15 protein-coding genes are annotated in these 15177 nt (G+C 58.6%); 7 read left to right on the top strand and 8 right to left on the bottom strand.

Annotated features, from left to right (window positions below):
• Nucleotides 1–4: 4 nt before the first annotated feature.
• Nucleotides 5–358, top strand: coding sequence for a fumarate reductase subunit FrdD (gene frdD / locus ACE3QM_RS09120; RefSeq protein WP_048409180.1), 354 nt, complete (start codon nucleotides 5–7; stop codon nucleotides 356–358).
• A gap of 80 nt (nucleotides 359–438) precedes the next feature.
• Here frdD and ACE3QM_RS09115 read toward each other — a convergent pair whose 3' ends face one another.
• A complete protein-coding gene (locus tag ACE3QM_RS09115) occupies nucleotides 439–684 on the bottom strand; it encodes a hypothetical protein (protein WP_231461707.1) in 246 nt (81 codons plus the stop codon).
• A gap of 98 nt (nucleotides 685–782) precedes the next feature.
• Nucleotides 783–1685 carry a LysR substrate-binding domain-containing protein gene (locus ACE3QM_RS09110; protein WP_374421472.1) on the bottom strand — a complete coding sequence of 301 codons (903 nt, stop codon included), beginning with the start codon at nucleotides 1683–1685 and terminating at the stop codon, nucleotides 783–785.
• A 109-nt stretch (nucleotides 1686–1794) separates the two neighbouring features.
• Here ACE3QM_RS09110 and ACE3QM_RS09105 point away from each other — a divergent pair, with 109 nt between their 5' ends.
• Together ACE3QM_RS09105 and ACE3QM_RS09100 are read left to right on the top strand one after the other, a co-directional pair.
• Nucleotides 1795–3180, top strand: a complete 1386-nt coding sequence (locus ACE3QM_RS09105) for an MFS transporter (RefSeq protein ID WP_374421471.1) — start codon at nucleotides 1795–1797, stop codon at nucleotides 3178–3180.
• Nucleotides 3177–3575, top strand: coding sequence for a DUF4440 domain-containing protein (locus ACE3QM_RS09100; RefSeq protein ID WP_374421470.1), 399 nt, complete (start codon nucleotides 3177–3179; stop codon nucleotides 3573–3575). Before ACE3QM_RS09105 ends, ACE3QM_RS09100 begins: the two co-directional genes overlap by 4 nt.
• 25 nt (nucleotides 3576–3600) lie before the next feature.
• Here the strand turns inward: ACE3QM_RS09100 and ACE3QM_RS09095 are convergent, their stop codons facing one another.
• From ACE3QM_RS09095 to ACE3QM_RS09080, 4 genes are all read right to left on the bottom strand, one after another.
• Nucleotides 3601–4536, bottom strand: a complete 936-nt coding sequence (locus ACE3QM_RS09095) for a hypothetical protein (protein ID WP_374421469.1) — start codon at nucleotides 4534–4536, stop codon at nucleotides 3601–3603.
• Nucleotides 4537–4642: 106 nt separating this feature from the next.
• Nucleotides 4643–6271 (bottom strand): methyl-accepting chemotaxis protein, encoded by a 1629-nt coding sequence (locus ACE3QM_RS09090; RefSeq protein WP_374421468.1) that lies wholly within the window; start codon nucleotides 6269–6271, stop codon nucleotides 4643–4645.
• 233 nt (nucleotides 6272–6504) lie between these two features.
• Nucleotides 6505–7056 carry a hypothetical protein gene (locus ACE3QM_RS09085; RefSeq protein WP_374421467.1) on the bottom strand — a complete coding sequence of 184 codons (552 nt, stop codon included), beginning with the start codon at nucleotides 7054–7056 and terminating at the stop codon, nucleotides 6505–6507.
• Nucleotides 7057–7308: 252 nt separating this feature from the next.
• A complete protein-coding gene (locus tag ACE3QM_RS09080) occupies nucleotides 7309–8547 on the bottom strand; it encodes a colicin-like pore-forming protein (protein ID WP_374421466.1) in 1239 nt (412 codons plus the stop codon).
• 571 nt (nucleotides 8548–9118) lie between these two features.
• On the opposite strand from ACE3QM_RS09080, the gene ACE3QM_RS09075 reads away from it, so the two are divergent.
• Nucleotides 9119–9613, top strand: a complete 495-nt coding sequence (locus ACE3QM_RS09075; RefSeq protein WP_231464851.1) for a hypothetical protein — start codon at nucleotides 9119–9121, stop codon at nucleotides 9611–9613.
• Between the two features lie 22 nt (nucleotides 9614–9635).
• Here the strand turns inward: ACE3QM_RS09075 and ACE3QM_RS09070 are convergent, their stop codons facing one another.
• Complete coding sequence (locus ACE3QM_RS09070) at nucleotides 9636–10814, bottom strand: MFS transporter (protein ID WP_374421465.1); 1179 nt, start codon at nucleotides 10812–10814, stop codon at nucleotides 9636–9638.
• Between the two features lie 193 nt (nucleotides 10815–11007).
• Between ACE3QM_RS09070 and ACE3QM_RS09065 the strand changes: the two genes are divergently transcribed.
• Entirely contained in the window at nucleotides 11008–12390 is a 1383-nt protein-coding gene (locus ACE3QM_RS09065; RefSeq protein ID WP_374421463.1) for a PLP-dependent aminotransferase family protein, read from the top strand.
• A gap of 123 nt (nucleotides 12391–12513) precedes the next feature.
• Here ACE3QM_RS09065 and ACE3QM_RS09060 read toward each other — a convergent pair whose 3' ends face one another.
• Nucleotides 12514–13320 carry a hypothetical protein gene (locus ACE3QM_RS09060; protein ID WP_374421461.1) on the bottom strand — a complete coding sequence of 269 codons (807 nt, stop codon included), beginning with the start codon at nucleotides 13318–13320 and terminating at the stop codon, nucleotides 12514–12516.
• Between the two features lie 449 nt (nucleotides 13321–13769).
• On the opposite strand from ACE3QM_RS09060, the gene ACE3QM_RS09055 reads away from it, so the two are divergent.
• Together ACE3QM_RS09055 and ACE3QM_RS09050 are read left to right on the top strand one after the other, a co-directional pair.
• Nucleotides 13770–13901: a helix-turn-helix domain-containing protein gene (locus tag ACE3QM_RS09055; RefSeq protein ID WP_374421460.1), complete on the top strand. Its 132-nt coding sequence runs from the start codon at nucleotides 13770–13772 to the stop codon at nucleotides 13899–13901.
• A 610-nt stretch (nucleotides 13902–14511) separates the two neighbouring features.
• Nucleotides 14512–15066 carry a hypothetical protein gene (locus ACE3QM_RS09050; RefSeq protein ID WP_374421459.1) on the top strand — a complete coding sequence of 185 codons (555 nt, stop codon included), beginning with the start codon at nucleotides 14512–14514 and terminating at the stop codon, nucleotides 15064–15066.
• Nucleotides 15067–15177 lie beyond the last annotated feature (111 nt).

Raw genomic sequence — 15177 nt, 5'->3', positions numbered from 1 at the left:
GGGATTGAAACGTTCTCACGCGCCCATTTTCTGGGGCTTGTTCGGCGCCGGCGGCATGCTGGCCGCCCTGTTCGGGCCGATGCTGGTGTTCATCACCGGCATCGCCGCGCCGCTGGGCTGGCTGCCGGACGGCGCCGCCGATTACGCCACGCTGCAGGCGCTGGCGCAAAGCCTGATCGGCAAGGCGCTGCTGTTCGGCCTGATCGCCCTGCTGCTGTGGCACGCGGCGCACCGCATCTACCACAGCCTGCACGATGTCGGCATCCACGGCGGGCCGCTGGCCAAGGCCTGCACCTATGGGGTGGCGGCGCTGGGTACGCTGGCGGCGGCGGGGCTGTTGCTGGCGGTGGGCTTCTGAACGGCTTGTGGCCGGGAGTGAAACGATAGGCTAGGACGGCGCTTTGCGGCGCCGTCCTTTCTTTGCCCGTAGCAGGCGGATCAGCGCCCCATGCTCACCACCCACAAAAGGGGAAGCAGCAGAAACAATAGAGTGAAGCCGAACTGGGCTCCGGCCGTGCGCCGGCGCAGCTTCCAGAACACCAAGCAAGTCAGCGCCAGCCAGAATACGATGCCGAACAGCGCCAGATTGACCATGAAGGCGCCCATGCTACCCATATCGGCCAAGCAAAGTTGGGGTAGCAGCAAGAGGACGGACAAGAGCGGCATGGCGCGCAAATAGGACATGAGTGTTTTCTTCTTGAGTGAAGCTGGCATTCTGCATGATGGCCGTCGCCTTGCCTACTTTATGTCATTGGGTCGCGACGAAATGCGTTGAGGGCGGCCTAGTTCTCCGTCTCGCGCTCGCGCAAAAAATCGATGAAGGCGCGCACCTTGGCCGGCACATGGCGGGTGCGCGGGTAAAGCGCGTGGATGCCCTGCTGCGGGAAGCCGTGATCAGGCAGCAATCGGCAAAGCCGGCCGGACCGCAGATCGGCCTTGACCAGCCAATCCGGCAGCAGGGCGACGCCGAGACCGGCCAGCGCGTAGGCGCGCAGGATGGATGCGCTGTCCGAGCTCAGTCGCGGCTGGCCATGCTGGCGCCAGGCTTCTTGGCCGCCGTCCGGCGTGTCCACCAGCCAGGGCTGGGCGTGCTTGAGCCGGCTATGTCCCAGCCAGGGCAGCCGGCTCAGCGCGGCCAGGTCGCGGACGTCTCCGTCCGGCCGCTGCGCCAGCAGGGCCGGCGCCGCCACCGGGAAAATATCGAACTGGGCCAGCGGCACCGCGTGCAGATCGGTTTCCGGCAGGCGGCCCAGGCGAATGGCGACGTCGAAGCGCTCTGCGATCAGATCGGCGTGCAGCGAGGAGGTGGACAACTGCAGCCGCAGCGCCGGGTGGCGTTGGGCGAAGATCTCGATTGCCGGCGCAATCCTGGCCAGGCCGTATTCCAGCGTGGCGGTCACGCGTAGCGCGCCGCTTAATTCCCCATGTTCGGCGCGGGCGTCGTCTATCGCCAGCCGCGCCTGTTCCAGCATGTCGGCGCAGCGCTGGTAGAAACGCGCGCCGGCGTCGGTCAGCGCCAGGCTGCGGGTATTGCGGATCAACAGCGCGACGCCGATTTCCTGCTCCAGGCGCTTGATATTGAAGCTGACCACGGCGCGGGTTTGGCCCAGCGCGGCGGCGGCGGCGGTGAAGGAGCCGGCATCCACCACGGCCTTGAAGGTTTCAAAGCGATCCAGACTGACCATGGCATTGCCCGTCATTGTCAAAAATGGTTTGACAGTTTAGTCGTGGCTGCGTGGTTTTTCCATCGTCAGGCGCTGACTATACTCGGCCGCTTTACCGTGGAGAGCGCCGATGCCGCTCCGTTTGAAACTGCCCCTGGTGTACCTGTTGGGCTTTGCGCTGGACCTGATCAATATGTTCATCGTCAGCGTCGCCTATCCCGACATCGGCCACGACCTGGGCGCCTCGCTGACGCAACTGGCCTGGGTGGGCAACGCCTATATGCTGGGGCTGACCCTGGTGATTCCGCTCAGCGTCTGGCTGGCCGGCGCTTACGGCGAGCGGCGGGTGCTGCTGGGATCGCTGGCGCTGTTTCTCGCCGGCGCCGCGCTGGCGGGCACGGCTCCATCCATTGAAACGCTGATCGCCTGGCGCGCCTTGCAGGGCCTGGGCGGCGGCCTGCTGATCCCCATCGGCCAGGCCATGGTCTACCGGCACTACCCGCCGGCGCAGCGCGCGCGGCTCACCGCCTGGATCATGGGCGTGGCCTTGATCGTGCCGGCGTTGTCGCCGGCATTGGGCGGCGTGCTGGTGGATGCGCTGTCCTGGCGCTGGGTGTTGCTGGCCAGCCTGCCGCTGGCGCTGCTGACCTTGCTGCTGGCGGCGGCCTGGCTGCCGCGCGAGGACACGGCGGCGCGGCCTGGCGCGCTGGACGGCTCCGGCCTGATCCTGGTGGCGCTTGGCATGAGCGCGCTGCTGCTGGCCCTGGGCTGGCTGGGCGAGCGCGGGCATTGGCCGCGCGGCCTGGCCGCGCTGGCGGTGGCGGCGCTAGCCCTGGCGGCCTATGCGCGCGGCGCCGCCGGCAAGGCCGAGCCGGTGCTGCAACTGGCGCTGCTGCGCGGGCGCTTGCTGCGCGCCGCCATGCTGGTTTATCTGTTTGTGCCCGGCGTGTTCATGGGCGTCAGCCTGGCGGCGATGCTGTATCTGCAGGATGTGCTCCGCCTCGGCGCGGCGCGGACCGGCGCCTTGATGCTGCCCTGGGCGCTGGCTTCCGCGCTGGCCATAGGCCTGACTCGGCGCGGCTTCAATCGCCACGGCCCCAAAGCCCTGTTCTTGCTGGGCATGGCGGCGCAGAGCGCCGGCATCCTGCTGCTGGCCTTGGGCGTTAGCCGCTATGATGCGCTGATGGCCGTTTACGGCTTGATGGGCTTTGGCGGCAGCCTGTGCAGCAGCACCGCGCAAAGCGCGGCCTTCCTGGACGTGGCCGAGACCGAGCTGCGGCAGGCCAGCGCGTTGTGGAATATCAACCGCCAATTCAGTTTTGGCCTGGGTGTGGCCGCGCTTAGCATGCTGCTCAACATCCTGGGCGGCGGCGTGTCCGCGGCCGCCGAGGCCTATCAAGCCTGTTTCTTCATCGCCGCCGGCCTGACCCTGGTGCCGGCCTTATCGGTGCTGCGCATCCACACCCCAACGGTGCTGGCCCTGCTGCGGCCCAGCCACTCAGAGAGAAACTCATGACTGACAACAAGCCTTATTTCGACGAAGTGATATCCGCGCATATCGCCATCCAGCAATGGTTTTCCGGCCCGGCGGACGCCGCCGTGCTGAAAGAGCTGATGGCGCGCTTCTCGCCGCGCTTCACCATGGTGGTGCCCAGCGGCGCGCAGCTGGACCTGGACGCCGTGCGGCGGCTGTTCGCCAAGGCCGGCGGCGGCAAGCCGGGTTTGGAGATTGTGGTGGATCAACTGACGCTGCTGGACCAGCATGCTGGCGGCGCGACGGTGGCGTATCGTGAAGCGCAATACCTGGGTGGCCAACCGAGCAATCTGCGGCTGGCCACCGTGGTGTTTGAGCGCGACGCGGCCGGCACGCTGCGCTGGCGGCATTTGCAGGAGACTTTTTGCTCCGCTTGAGCGGAATGTGGCCGGGCAGGGTGCGTCAGCAGGCGCGCGCCTGGCCGCGCTCCGGCCGCCAGATCACGCAAGACACCGGCTGGCCGCGGCGATGGATGTCGCCGCTCAGCCGCAGGCTGCCATCGCTTTGCCATTTGGCTTTGACGGAGCTTTGCAGCCCGGAAAAGCGGTAATCGCCCAGCGTGAACTCAATGCCATACACCGAGCCCTCCCAGCCGAGCAGGCTCAGCCGCTGGCTGTAGCTGGCAGTCATATTGTCCACTGGCAGGCCGAAGGCCTCGCCCGCCTGATCCGCCTGCCAGAACAAGGACCAATTGCCCTGGCCATCCCGGCTCAGCACACTGCCGGGCGGCCAGCGCACCGCGCCTAGTTCGCGCGGCCTGCCCAGCCAGCAGCCTTGCAGCCGTGGCCCCTGCGGGGTCGGCTCCAGCGTGGTCGGCATCACCTCGGCGGAAGCGCAGGGCCAGCCTTCTATCTCCTGAGCGCCGCTCAAGCCGGCTTCCAGCATTCGTGAGCCAGGTTCCTGCTTCAGGCTGACGATGCTCAGCGGCCCCAGCGCCAGCGGCGCGCTGCTTTCCGCCTTGACCGGCTGGCGGCTTCCATTGTCTTGCTCGTAAACGATATGGCTGCCCGCCGGGAAGGACACCCCGGCCAGCGTCACCGGACTATCGGCGGTTTCTCCGCCGACGGGGTTCAGCCGCTCGATGAAGAAGCCGGCCGCCAGCTGCAAGCCCAGCCACAGCAAAGGCGCCAGCAAGAACAATAAGCTCAGCCCGAAGCGGGCGCGGGGTTTGTGCCGGCGCAGCGCGTAAAACAGCAGGCCGCTCAGCAGCAGCCACACCGCCGCGCCTATCAGCAGCAGATTGATGAGGAACAAGCCCAGCCCGGCCATATCGGCCAGGCAGGTCTGCGGCAGCAGCAACAGGATGGACAGCAGCGACAGCGCGCGCGGATAGGTCATGGCCGGCGGTGAGAGAGGGAAACCGGCATTCTGCACCAAAGCCGCCGGCGCGAGTAGCCGACGCGAAAAAGCCGCCTGACGGCGGCCGGCATCCTTGCGGAGGCGGTTACAAGCGGAAGCGCGCGGTTACGCCCTGCAGATTCTGCGCCAGCGCGTTGAGCTGGCTGGAGGTGGTGGCCAGCTCTTCCACCGTGGCGCTGTTTTCCTCCGCCATCTGCGACACCCGCTCCATGCTCTGCGCCAGGTTCAGGCTGGCGGTGCGCTGCTCGCTCAGCGCGCTGGTGATATTGCCGATGGACTGCACGATGGAGTGGGTGCTGCCTTCGATCTCCTGCATGGAATCCGTGGCCTGGCCGGCGCCGTCGGACACCGTGCCCACGCTGCTCAGGCTCTGCTCCATGCTGCCCACCACCCGGTTGGCGCTGCCCTGGATCGAACCTATCATCTGGGTGATCTCCTGGGCGGAACTGGTGGTGCGTTCCGCCAACTTGCGCACCTCGTCCGCCACCACCGCGAAGCCGCGGCCCATTTCGCCGGCGCGCGCGGCCTCGATCGCCGCGTTCAAGGCCAGCAGATTGGTCTGGTCCGCCACGTCGCGGATCACCGTGACGATATTGCCTATCTTCTGCACTTCCTGGGTCAGGCCCTTCATTTGATCCGAAGTGGCCGCCACCGAGGTGGACACCGATTCGATATTGCCCACCGAAGCCTTCACCGCATGGCCGCCGCGGCTGGCCAAGTCGCCGGCCATTGCCGCCTGGCGTGAAGCCTCGTTGGAATTGTCCGCCACATGGTTGATGCTCACCGTCAGCTCTTCGATGGTGGCGGCAGCCTCGGAAGTGGCCTCGGACTGGCGCTGCGCGCCATGGGCCACCTGCTCGGACATGCTGGCCAGCTCATGGGCGGAGTCCGACACCTCGTTGGCGTTTTTCTGGATATTGGCCACCACCTCGCGCAGGCCCTGGCGCATTTCCTGAATATCCTTGGCCATGGCGATGGCCTCGTCGCGCGCCTCCGGAATCGGCTCATCATGGCCGGACAAATCGCCCTGCTTGATATTGCGCACCAACTGTGCGGATTTCTTCAGCGGCACCGTCACCAGATTGGCGATGAACATCGCCACCGCCACCGCCACAAGCAGGGCGATCACCGCCACGGTGATCAACACCGTCACCGCTTCGCTCTGAGCGGTCTTGCTGTCCGCAATCGATTTTTGCATCAAGTCTTCCTGGAAATCCGACATCTCCTTCAGCGACTTGATGAAATTATTATTGGCCGGTGCGAAAGTCTTCATCAGAAAGGTTTTGGCTTCCTCGTTCTTGTTGGCGCGCGCCAAGGCGTACAAGGGTTCAAACTGAGCGCCCAGATTGGAGCTGGCCGTCTTGAGCTTGTCGAACAGCTCCTTCCCCTTGGGCGTGGACAGCAGCTTTTCCATCTGGTCCATATTGACGGCGTTGGCGGCGCGCAGATCCTCCACCTTCTTGATATTGGTCTCGGTCTCCTCCGGCGTCTGCACGATGATGGCGTTGCGGATGAAGCGGCCGATATCCAGCGTGGTGACGCTGATCTTGTTGGCCAACACAATCTTGGGATAGCGGTCCTCGGTCACATCGCGGATCTTGGCGTCTATGGTGTTCAACTTCATCATCGCCACCGCCACGATGATGGCGATCAACAGAATCAGCAGGCCAAAGCCGGCCAAGAGTTTTTGCTTGACGGTCAACTGGTGCAGCATGGAGCGCTCCCCCGAACGGATTGTGTCTTGTGCAGCGGCGCGCCTGCCAGGGCGGCGGCCTCTTGCTGAAACATAGTTGCCGGATTGGGCTAGATCAAACCATGCTTAATCAAGCACTTAAATTTTTTGCTGGTGGAAGAATGGGAGCGGTCGAAGAGGGCGAGCGGGTGGCGAGGGCATGCCGGGTGAATGGTGTTGGCGGAGGTTTCAGGATGACCCCCGCCGTTGGGAAATTAGCGGGTTTTTATCAAGTAAATCGGCTGAACAATGAGGCTGATGAAAGTCAAATGCGCAATGAAATAGAACATCATTACATGACATGACGCCAAGATTGAATAAAGTATCGGGTTGGTGGCTGCTGCTCGAATGATATGCCTGCCGGACTCAAGATTGGAACCGTCAAAATAGGTGATATATACCATAAAAGCGAGCATTCCGCTGATGAGCGCCAGAGAAAGCGAAAATCGTTTCCAATTGGGGGTGTTTAGGTTTTTTATATAAAAGTGGAAGTCTTTTTTGAATGTATAAATAAAACCAAGAAAATAGAATGGAGTGCTAAGCCGGATATAAGAAAAAATGACCGCGGCGGTATTGGCGAGCGTTCTGGATTGCATGCCGCCCTGGCTGACTAAGCCGATATCAAACAGCCAAGCTCGAGCCGGAGCCAAGAAAGCATCGCCCATGTGTTGGGAAATGATGCCTATAAGCACTATGGGGGCTAAGCTGAAAATAATTAAAGGGTGAAGCATGGGAATGTTTGGGGTTTTGCTTTCCAAGTCTTGCATGATTTTCCTGAGGGTTGAACCGTAAGGTTAAAAGAAGGTTCCTCTACAGGAGTGAATGGAGTTTTGCTTAATCGTCATTGTGTTTGCTTGAGTGCGGTGTGATTGATGATACGGGTGGGTGCTGAAAAAAGGAGGGCATGCCCTCCTTTTGGTAAAAGCCAATGTGCAAGCCAGAGCTGAATTTCGTTTTGTCTAAGGCACGCGTGGGTTAAATTTGGCTCTGGTGTTTTTTAAATCTAATCCTGAGCGTTCTCACTTGAAAACAACATTATTGATGCTGTCCATCCTCTCAGGAGTGAAGTAAGTGGCGGCAGCCACGTAAGCGGCTATAAGGGCGATGGTGCCGGCGCCTGAAAGGGCAAAAGCTCCTGCCGCCAGAGAGTAAGCAAATGAGAGTGCGTACGCGGCGGCGGCGCTAGCGGCCATGCTTTCAAATTCCAATAGCAACGGCTTCCAATCACCGGTATCAATGCCGCTTAGAATTTTGTCATGAATGGAATCTATTTGCAATGCCTTGCCGGCGTAGCCAAAACCTTTGGACATTTTTTGCATTCTATCGCCAATGTCCTTGTAGTCAATGGAACGTGCCGCCTTCTTGATGGCGTCGATTTCATGAGGCGCAATTTTCATCTGCGGGTGGTTTTGCATTTTGCCCAGCGTTTTCATCGCTTGATCAAATGGAATTGCGTTTGCATTTTTAATATTGCTACGCAGGATTTTTGATAAGCCGTTGAAGTGCTTTCCAAACTCTCTGGAAGTAATGTCGCCGGCGGTGGCAATGTACTGCAATGAGGCCTTGAGTTCTTGCGCATCCGGCGATACTTGACCGATTCGAGATTGTGCGGCGTAAAAGGTGTTAAATATTTTCAGATCCCGCTCGGAGAGGTCCATCTGTTTTGAAAACGCCAGTGCGGCAAGGTCATAGCGTTTGTTCTTGCAGTGCGTTGCGATGTCGGGGTTGCTCTTCAGGCCCTTTGAAGAGTTGTCCGCATTTAGCGCGTGTAGGCACATTCTTAAGTCGTGCTCAAGTTTGTTGGTGACATTGATGTCTTGAGGAGGCGGTTGTCGCGAGGTACGGTTGGGGGTTGGGTCTATGAGCTGTCTATTGATGGCTAGATCATCCCGGTAGACTTTTGAGATCAAACCGCGGGTGATTTGATTGCCATTTATTTCGTAGTTTTTCAAAATAAGCTTGGAGAATTGATCAAAGCTATCGTAATTGTCTTTTGCAATTCTGGGGAAGTTGGGTCCGCTCAAGGCCAATAATTTTCTTTCATCTCGACCTTGATTGAGATGCTTGGCGGCGTTGCTGAATATCACGCACCGTACTTTGCCGCACTCTGGGCAAACGCCTTGATTGTCCTGATAGTCACGGACATAGTCGGCGAAGCATGCCGGAATGGTGTAGCCATATGAAGAGGCAGGGGCGGCAGCTCCGAAATCCACTGAGTCTAAAATCAATATGGGTGGGGTGATCAAATCGTCTTGCATTATTTTCTCTTATCTAAATTGTTGCTTGGAGACTGCTGTCTTGGTTAAGACAGGATGATTTTAAATAAGGCGTTATTAATTGACGATGTGAACTGTTTCAGTTTTGTTTGGAACTGGATTTCAAAGAGTGGCGTTTATCTGTTTTGCTGGATTTGATCTGGACTTGGGTTTTTATGGAAGGAAGCTGGTTGGAATGATTTCGGTGGGCTGGTTTTTGAGATGCATGGCTTGGGGGTAAGAGCCTGTTTCAAGTCTCGCGAGCAAGAGCAAGACAAGGTGAAGACGAGCGAAAAAGAGGAGTGTACCGGTGGTACATGAGCATTTTGAGCTTGTACTCGCCATGCAAGGCTTTACGAAGCGCGGCAGACCTTGAACAGATTCTTAGGCTGCAAGGCTTGATATTGATGCTGATGTCACGTCATTTCATCTCATGATTTGACATTGTTTTTTTGTGGTCTATAAAAATGCATAAAGCATTTTTATGCGCCGAATGCACATCAGCCATGCTGCCTGAGCCGCGTGTCTGGCGGCCCTGACTTCAAGCGCCTCATCTACCAACAGGAGAAACTCCATGCGTCAAAGCATCTGCAAACCCCTCGTCCGCCTGTCCGCCGCGCTTGCTCTGCTGATGGCCGCCAGCCTGGCCCACGCCGTTGAGTGCCGCGCCATCCCCAGCGTCAAGAGCAGCGGCGTATCCGCTAGCAACAACGCGGCGGGCGGTCACCTCAACCAGCATATCTACGGCGCGACGCCGCCGGCCGGCACCAGCCAGGTGGGCAAGACCCTGTTCACCAGCGTGGAGGAATACACTGGCTTCTGGAACAACTACGTGGACCCCAAGAAATACACTGGCGTCGCGGTTCAGTGCTCCGGCAACCACGCTCGCCAGAGCGTCACCGTCTACAGCGTGCTGAAGAAAGACAAGATCGGCGGCTACAGCTGCACCGGGGCGGACGCAGCGGGCAGATGTAATGCGCAGACCCGCTCGCAGTTCTCCAGCGTGCAGCTGGATTTTGAAGTGGTGAAAGGCAACTGGATTTTGCTGACCGCCTATCCGGTGAATTGAGTAGTCTGGCTGGGCTAGTCGGCTAATCGCGCCGGCTGGCGGCGGCGATGGCGGGCAAGCCCGTCATCGCCGTTCCCCGTCCAATCGCCGGCGCCACCATGGCCGCGCCGGCGGCCAGCGCCAGGCCGAACAGCAGCAGGGCGGTGGGCGCGCCCAGGCGGTCCACCAGCAGACCGGTGAAAATCACCGGCAGGCTGAAGCCGATATAAGCCAATAGAAAGAAGCCAGCACTGGCGCGCGGCTTCTCCGCGCCGGCCAGCGCGTTCACCGCGGACAAACCGCCCAGATAAGTGAAGCCGTAGCAAGAACTGCTCGCGCCCAGCGCGCCCAACAACACCGCCGCCAGCGAACCCTGAGTCGCGCCCCAGGCCAGCAGCGCATAGCTGAGCGGCAGCACCAGCAAGCCCAAGCGCACCGCGCGGCCTGGCGGCATCGCGCGGGCCAGCGGCTGGAACAGCAGGCCGCAGCTGATCACGGTGAAAGTGGAAAACCCGGACCAACGCGCCAGCCCATGCGCGGCCAGCACCGACGGCAATACCGCGATCACCAGCCCCACCGCCGCCCAGGCCAGCAGAATGGCCAAGCCGAAGGGCAGGCTGCCGGCGGGGAAATAGGGCGGGCGCAGCATGGAGGCGTGACGAGCGCGCGGCGCCGGGTCCGGCAGCCCGGCCACCGCCAGCAGCGCCGCGCCGGCCAGCGCCAGATGCAGCCAAAAGCTGGCCGGCGTCAGCGTGCTCTGCCACAGCAAGCACACACTGGTCAGCGCCGCGCCCAGGCCAAAGCCCAGCGAGGTGCTGGCCGTCACCCACAGCGTGGCGCGGCGCGTATCCTGCTCCGCCATCAATTCCCCCATATAAGCGGCGCCGGCGGCGGAAGCCAGCGCGGTGCCGGCGCCCAGCAGAAAGCGCGCCACGGCCAAGGCCTCCAGCCGCGGCCACAAGGCCATGACGGCGGTGGCCAGCATCGCCAGAGTCAGCGCCGCCAGGATCAAGGGCTTGCGCCCCAGCCGGTCCGGCAGGCCGCCCAGCGCCAGCAGCACCGGCAACACCCCCAGTACATAGGCGGAAAACGCGGTGGCGGTAGCCGCCGCGCCCTGGCCGGCCAACTGCGCGTAAGCGGTGTACAACGGCGCTTGCAGATTCACCGCGCACGTGATCAGGCACAGGCCGAAGGCCAGTCGGGCAGGGTGGCGTGTGTTCATGCCGCCTCCGGGAATAAAAGAGACACGGCGGGACAAACAGTATGGGCGAACAGTGGAACAGTCATAAGCTATGGCCTGGCGATGAAAAGGGCGCGACACGCCACTATCCGGCCGCTCCATGACGGCAACAAGTGACAGCGGCGGCCATTTGCGCTTAACTGTTTGCTCGTTATCAGCAAACAGTGAGCCCGCCATGCGGCTAGAACTCGACCGCGCCAGCCGGCAGCCGCTGGCGCAGCAAATCGCAGATCAACTGCGCGCCTGGATACGGCGCAGCCGCGTCCGCCCCGGTACCCGGCTGCCCTCCATCCGTCAACTGGCCAAGGAGCAGCAGCTCAGCCAGTCCTGCGTGATCGACGCCTACGACCGGCTGGTGGCGCTGGGCCTGCTGGAATCGCGCCACGGCGCCGGCTTCTTCGTGGCCGCGCCGCCGGGCCGCGAGGAAAGCGAATGGCGGGAAACCATGGAACCGGCCTGGGGCCAGTTCAGCGACAGCGGCGAGCAACTGAAACTGGGCTGCGGCTGGGTGCCGGACAGCTGGCGGGACCAGGAGGAACTGGGCTACGCCATCCGCCACATCACCCGCTGTCAGCCGGCGGACCTGTTCGACTACAGCACCCCGCTGGGCCTGCCGGCCTTGCGCCGGCAACTGCAACAGCGGCTGCGCCAGATCGATATCCATGTGGAGCAAGAGCAAATCCTCACCACCAACGGCGGCAGCCACGCGCTGGACCTGCTGGCGCGCGCATTGCTCAAGCCCGGCGACACCGTGCTGGTGGAAAGCCCTGGCTACTACAATCTGTTCAATCTGCTGAAATTCCACGGCATAGACATGCTGGCGGTGCCGCGTGCCGGCAACGGGCCGGACCTGGCGGCGCTGGAAGCCATCCTCGCCCGGCAGCGGCCCAAATGCCTGTTCATCAACAGCCTGTTCCACAACCCTACCGGCACCTGTTTGGCGCCAGCGGTGGCGCATCGCCTGCTGCAACTGGCCGAGGCCCATGACTTTCTGATTGTGGAAGACGACATCTACGCGGATTTCCAGAGCCACCCCGGCGTGCGCCTGGCGGCGCTGGATTCGCTGCGGCGGGTGATCTACGTGTCCAGCTTCTCCAAAACCCTCAGCTGCTCGCTGCGCGTCGGCTATGTGCTGGCCCAGCCGGAGCTGATCCGCCAGCTGGCCAATATCAAGATGTACACCGGCATCGGCACCCAGCGCTTTGCCGAATGCGTGGTGGCCCAGCTCTTGTCCAGCGGCGCTTACCGCAAGCTGACGCAAAGGCTGCGGCTGCGGCTGAACCGGCAAATGGCCGCCACGCTGCAAACGCTGGAGGCCAACGGCTGGCAAGTGTTCGCGGAGCCGCAGGGCGGCATGTTCGTCTGGGCGCGCACCGGCCGCCATAGCTTTGAGGAAATGCAGGCGGAAGCCGCCAAGCGAGGCATCCTGCTGTCGCCGGGCAGCGGCTTCATGCCCGGCGGCGAGGACAATGACTGGCTGCGGATCAATGTTGCTTATGCCGGCGATGCGCGGGCGCTGGGGTTTTTTGAGGGGGTGGGGAGGCTGCAGTTTGGATGATGGCTCGGGTGATGGAGTCTGCTTCGCAGCTAAAGCAGGCTTTCGAGTCCAATCAAGGTAGTGCCTGGTATTCTAAATAAAACGAGCACTGTAACAGAGCAATTCATCCGCTTGTAAGTGACTTTACTCTTGAAAATAGGGGTGGGATTTGATGGCATTAGAACAATTTAAATGAAGATTAATGGCTCGGTCCTTTAAGTGCTCGATTAATTTCTCTGCACGATGGGGGTGTATTTTAAGAAACGAAGTGCATTGTAAAAAATCATCTTTAATAGAGTCGATGTGATCTATTATTGGTTTTGAATATTTTGGTGAGTTCTCATTAAATAAATTAAGTGCACTCTGCCCTCCTAGTGCTAATGGGGCTATCCAGTTAGAGTCTTCTGATTTTTTAATTTCAAGATTAGTAATCCAATTCTGATGAATAAATGATTTGTCAAAGTCAATGACGGTTTCTGATGTTGAGCCTTTGGTCAGAATATTGATTCTGTCGCAATTATTAAGAAGTGAATTTAGTAAAGTGAGAATAATGCCGCAATCTTTCATTGCGAGAGTGCTAATTTTGTATTTTAAAAGGTTTCCGTCTAGAGTGTTGCCTGCGTCCGGAGAAACCCAAATGAAAGGCTCTAATCTTCTTTCCTCAATAAAACGATAGAGATTGCTGTTGCTCTGTATTTTTACTATGGCTGCTCTATTTAAAACCGGCGCGCCGAAGGCGTGACCCAGTAGAACCGCAAGTGCCTCATTTGCAATTCTGTATGTGTGATCCTGAGGAACGGCCTTTATCCAAATTTTATCGTTACCTAGAGTCCCACTAAGCGGCCCAGATATATCCGACCAAACAATATTTCCTGCCACATTCTTTCGACATTTTCCTTCGATAGGTTGTGAAGCAAAATTCGAGAGTTCAAGGGTCTCAATGATTTTCATTGCGAGTTCCAATTAAATGCTGTGTTTTAGTGACGGTGGCACCCATCAGCAGAACTGTGGCTGCAAATGCATAGAAAAGTACCATCGAGGCTCTTAGGTCTGGTGTATAGGCTATACTAGTTTCCGTTGCATGCCTATATCATATGTGTGTGTCCTTTGAATTGCGATGGTTTGCAACCTAATCAGTGGCGTGGTCTTGAGCCAACCTGTCAATTAGTTCGCTAAAACGGAAGAGAGGCTGGCTTGCAGAGGCTAGCTTGTTATAAGTAGGAGTTTACCTTGCTAGAAAGCTGCTCCTTGGCTGCGTCTAAGGAAAATGGCAGGAATGTGGCCCTGAGCGGATGCGTAGGACTAAGGAGTGGATGGCTGCAACGCAATGGCCGAAAAGCAGTCTTCTCTATGCCTAGCGCGCAGATAGAGTCGCAAGATAAATAGCCCAAGCGGAGTTTATGGAGTTACCGTATGTTAGCAAGCGCACGCTGCAGGAGTGGGAACAAGGCCGGCGCATGCCCACCGGCGCGGCGCAGACCTTGCTGCGGGTGGCGGTGCAGCACCCGGAAGCGCTACGGGAGCTGAAATAAGCCTGATGATCAAACGACCTCTTTTTATGACAGTCATCGCCGCTCTGACTGGCTGCTCTGATCCGCTGGTGGCAGCCATCGCAAGCCGTGACACCCTCGCTTACGCTGCCGTAAACGATGCAAGAGACAGGCCGGCCTTCATGATTCAAGTGGGAACATCTTGCCGAGTGGGCAATACCTCATTCGGCAAAGCCGATGCGTATACGGCGGTGGTGTGCGGAAATAAAAAGGGGTGGGTGTTGGAGGCAGAGAACTTGAAGCCCTCGACGTTAGTTGGCGGCTAGTCGAACTACACTCCTATACCTCGTGGCGAGTTCATCTGCCAATGGAGCGAAGCTTTGATGGCAGGTCAGGGAGTGCTGTAGAGTAGCTTGATGGTTGTTGTAAGGCTATGTGTGCTGTGTTTGATTATGGATTAATGCTATTTTTATAAATGCGGTATCAGCTTGGATGTGATGATTGATGTGTCATGCAAACTGGTTGGTTGTCACTAAAGCTCTCCGTAGATGTATTCGTGAGCTAGTACTTAATGCTTGGGCTTTTGTGGTTTGGTAGCGAGTGCGAAGGTCATTTTTTGTCCATGTGGTTAATAAGTTTGCCTGGCTAATCTATGAAAAGAAATATTTTTATAATTTTGTTGTGTGCTTTGTGGTTGTTGGCTTTTTTGGTTTTTCAGGAGCAATTGATTTCGATACCTCGTGCTTGGGCGCTTAATATGCCTGAGGGGCTTTATTGTGAAAGTTACTCAGCCATACGAAATGGTTGGGTGTGCTCTAAATTTGAAAGCGTTCTGATGCGATCATGTATAGGGCTCCTTGCTTTGATAGGGGGAGGGCTGGCTTTTAAGTTAATGGGGCGAGCACCGGGTGTGCATTTTTCTGTGCTCTACTGCTTTTTGATATTTGTTGAGCTTGGGGCTTTTTTTGCTGGTTTGAGAGGTTATGGCTATTTTTGGAATGAGCATGCCAGTGCTGTATATGGAAATATGATGCTCATTTTGTTGCTTCTCTCTGGAGTAGGCATAGTGTGGACTTTGCTAGTGGGTGAGTATAAAAGTTATCTTCGTGGAAGAAAGATCAAGGCAAGACAGGCAAGACAGGCTTTAGGTATTGATATCGAAATTGCAGAACGTCTGGTGGAAAAGAGGTCACGAGAAAAGGAATGATTTGTTTTGTGGTTTCATTGGGTCGTTTTGATTTAATTTGTAGAAGTTCAGACTTTATCTGACAGTCTCCCGTTTTGACGGCGCCCGATTGTCAGATCAATTCAGCTTGTC

The sequence above is a fragment of the Chromobacterium sp. genome, from assembly GCF_041912965.1.
Lineage (GTDB): Bacteria > Pseudomonadota > Gammaproteobacteria > Burkholderiales > Chromobacteriaceae > Chromobacterium > Chromobacterium aquaticum.
Note: the sequence above shows the minus strand (reverse complement) of the source record. Positions and strands in the feature narration are given on the sequence as shown.

Excerpts from the sequence above, each read along its gene's own strand:
- ACE3QM_RS09115 (WP_231461707.1), bottom strand. The coding sequence starts at position 684 with ATGTCCTATTTGCGCGCCATGCCGCTCTTGTCCGTCCTCTTGCTGCTA.
- ACE3QM_RS09110 (WP_374421472.1), bottom strand. The coding sequence starts at position 1,685 with ATGGTCAGTCTGGATCGCTTTGAAACCTTCAAGGCCGTGGTGGATGCC.
- ACE3QM_RS09105 (WP_374421471.1), top strand. The coding sequence starts at position 1,795 with ATGCCGCTCCGTTTGAAACTGCCCCTGGTGTACCTGTTGGGCTTTGCG.
- ACE3QM_RS09100 (WP_374421470.1), top strand. The coding sequence starts at position 3,177 with ATGACTGACAACAAGCCTTATTTCGACGAAGTGATATCCGCGCATATC.
- ACE3QM_RS09095 (WP_374421469.1), bottom strand. The coding sequence starts at position 4,536 with ATGACCTATCCGCGCGCGCTGTCGCTGCTGTCCATCCTGTTGCTGCTG.
- ACE3QM_RS09090 (WP_374421468.1), bottom strand. The coding sequence starts at position 6,271 with ATGCTGCACCAGTTGACCGTCAAGCAAAAACTCTTGGCCGGCTTTGGC.
- ACE3QM_RS09085 (WP_374421467.1), bottom strand. The coding sequence starts at position 7,056 with ATGCAAGACTTGGAAAGCAAAACCCCAAACATTCCCATGCTTCACCCT.
- ACE3QM_RS09080 (WP_374421466.1), bottom strand. The coding sequence starts at position 8,547 with ATGCAAGACGATTTGATCACCCCACCCATATTGATTTTAGACTCAGTG.
- ACE3QM_RS09075 (WP_231464851.1), top strand. The coding sequence starts at position 9,119 with ATGCGTCAAAGCATCTGCAAACCCCTCGTCCGCCTGTCCGCCGCGCTT.
- ACE3QM_RS09070 (WP_374421465.1), bottom strand. The coding sequence starts at position 10,814 with ATGAACACACGCCACCCTGCCCGACTGGCCTTCGGCCTGTGCCTGATC.
- ACE3QM_RS09065 (WP_374421463.1), top strand. The coding sequence starts at position 11,008 with ATGCGGCTAGAACTCGACCGCGCCAGCCGGCAGCCGCTGGCGCAGCAA.
- ACE3QM_RS09060 (WP_374421461.1), bottom strand. The coding sequence starts at position 13,320 with ATGAAAATCATTGAGACCCTTGAACTCTCGAATTTTGCTTCACAACCT.
- ACE3QM_RS09055 (WP_374421460.1), top strand. The coding sequence starts at position 13,770 with ATGGAGTTACCGTATGTTAGCAAGCGCACGCTGCAGGAGTGGGAACAA.
- ACE3QM_RS09050 (WP_374421459.1), top strand. The coding sequence starts at position 14,512 with ATGAAAAGAAATATTTTTATAATTTTGTTGTGTGCTTTGTGGTTGTTG.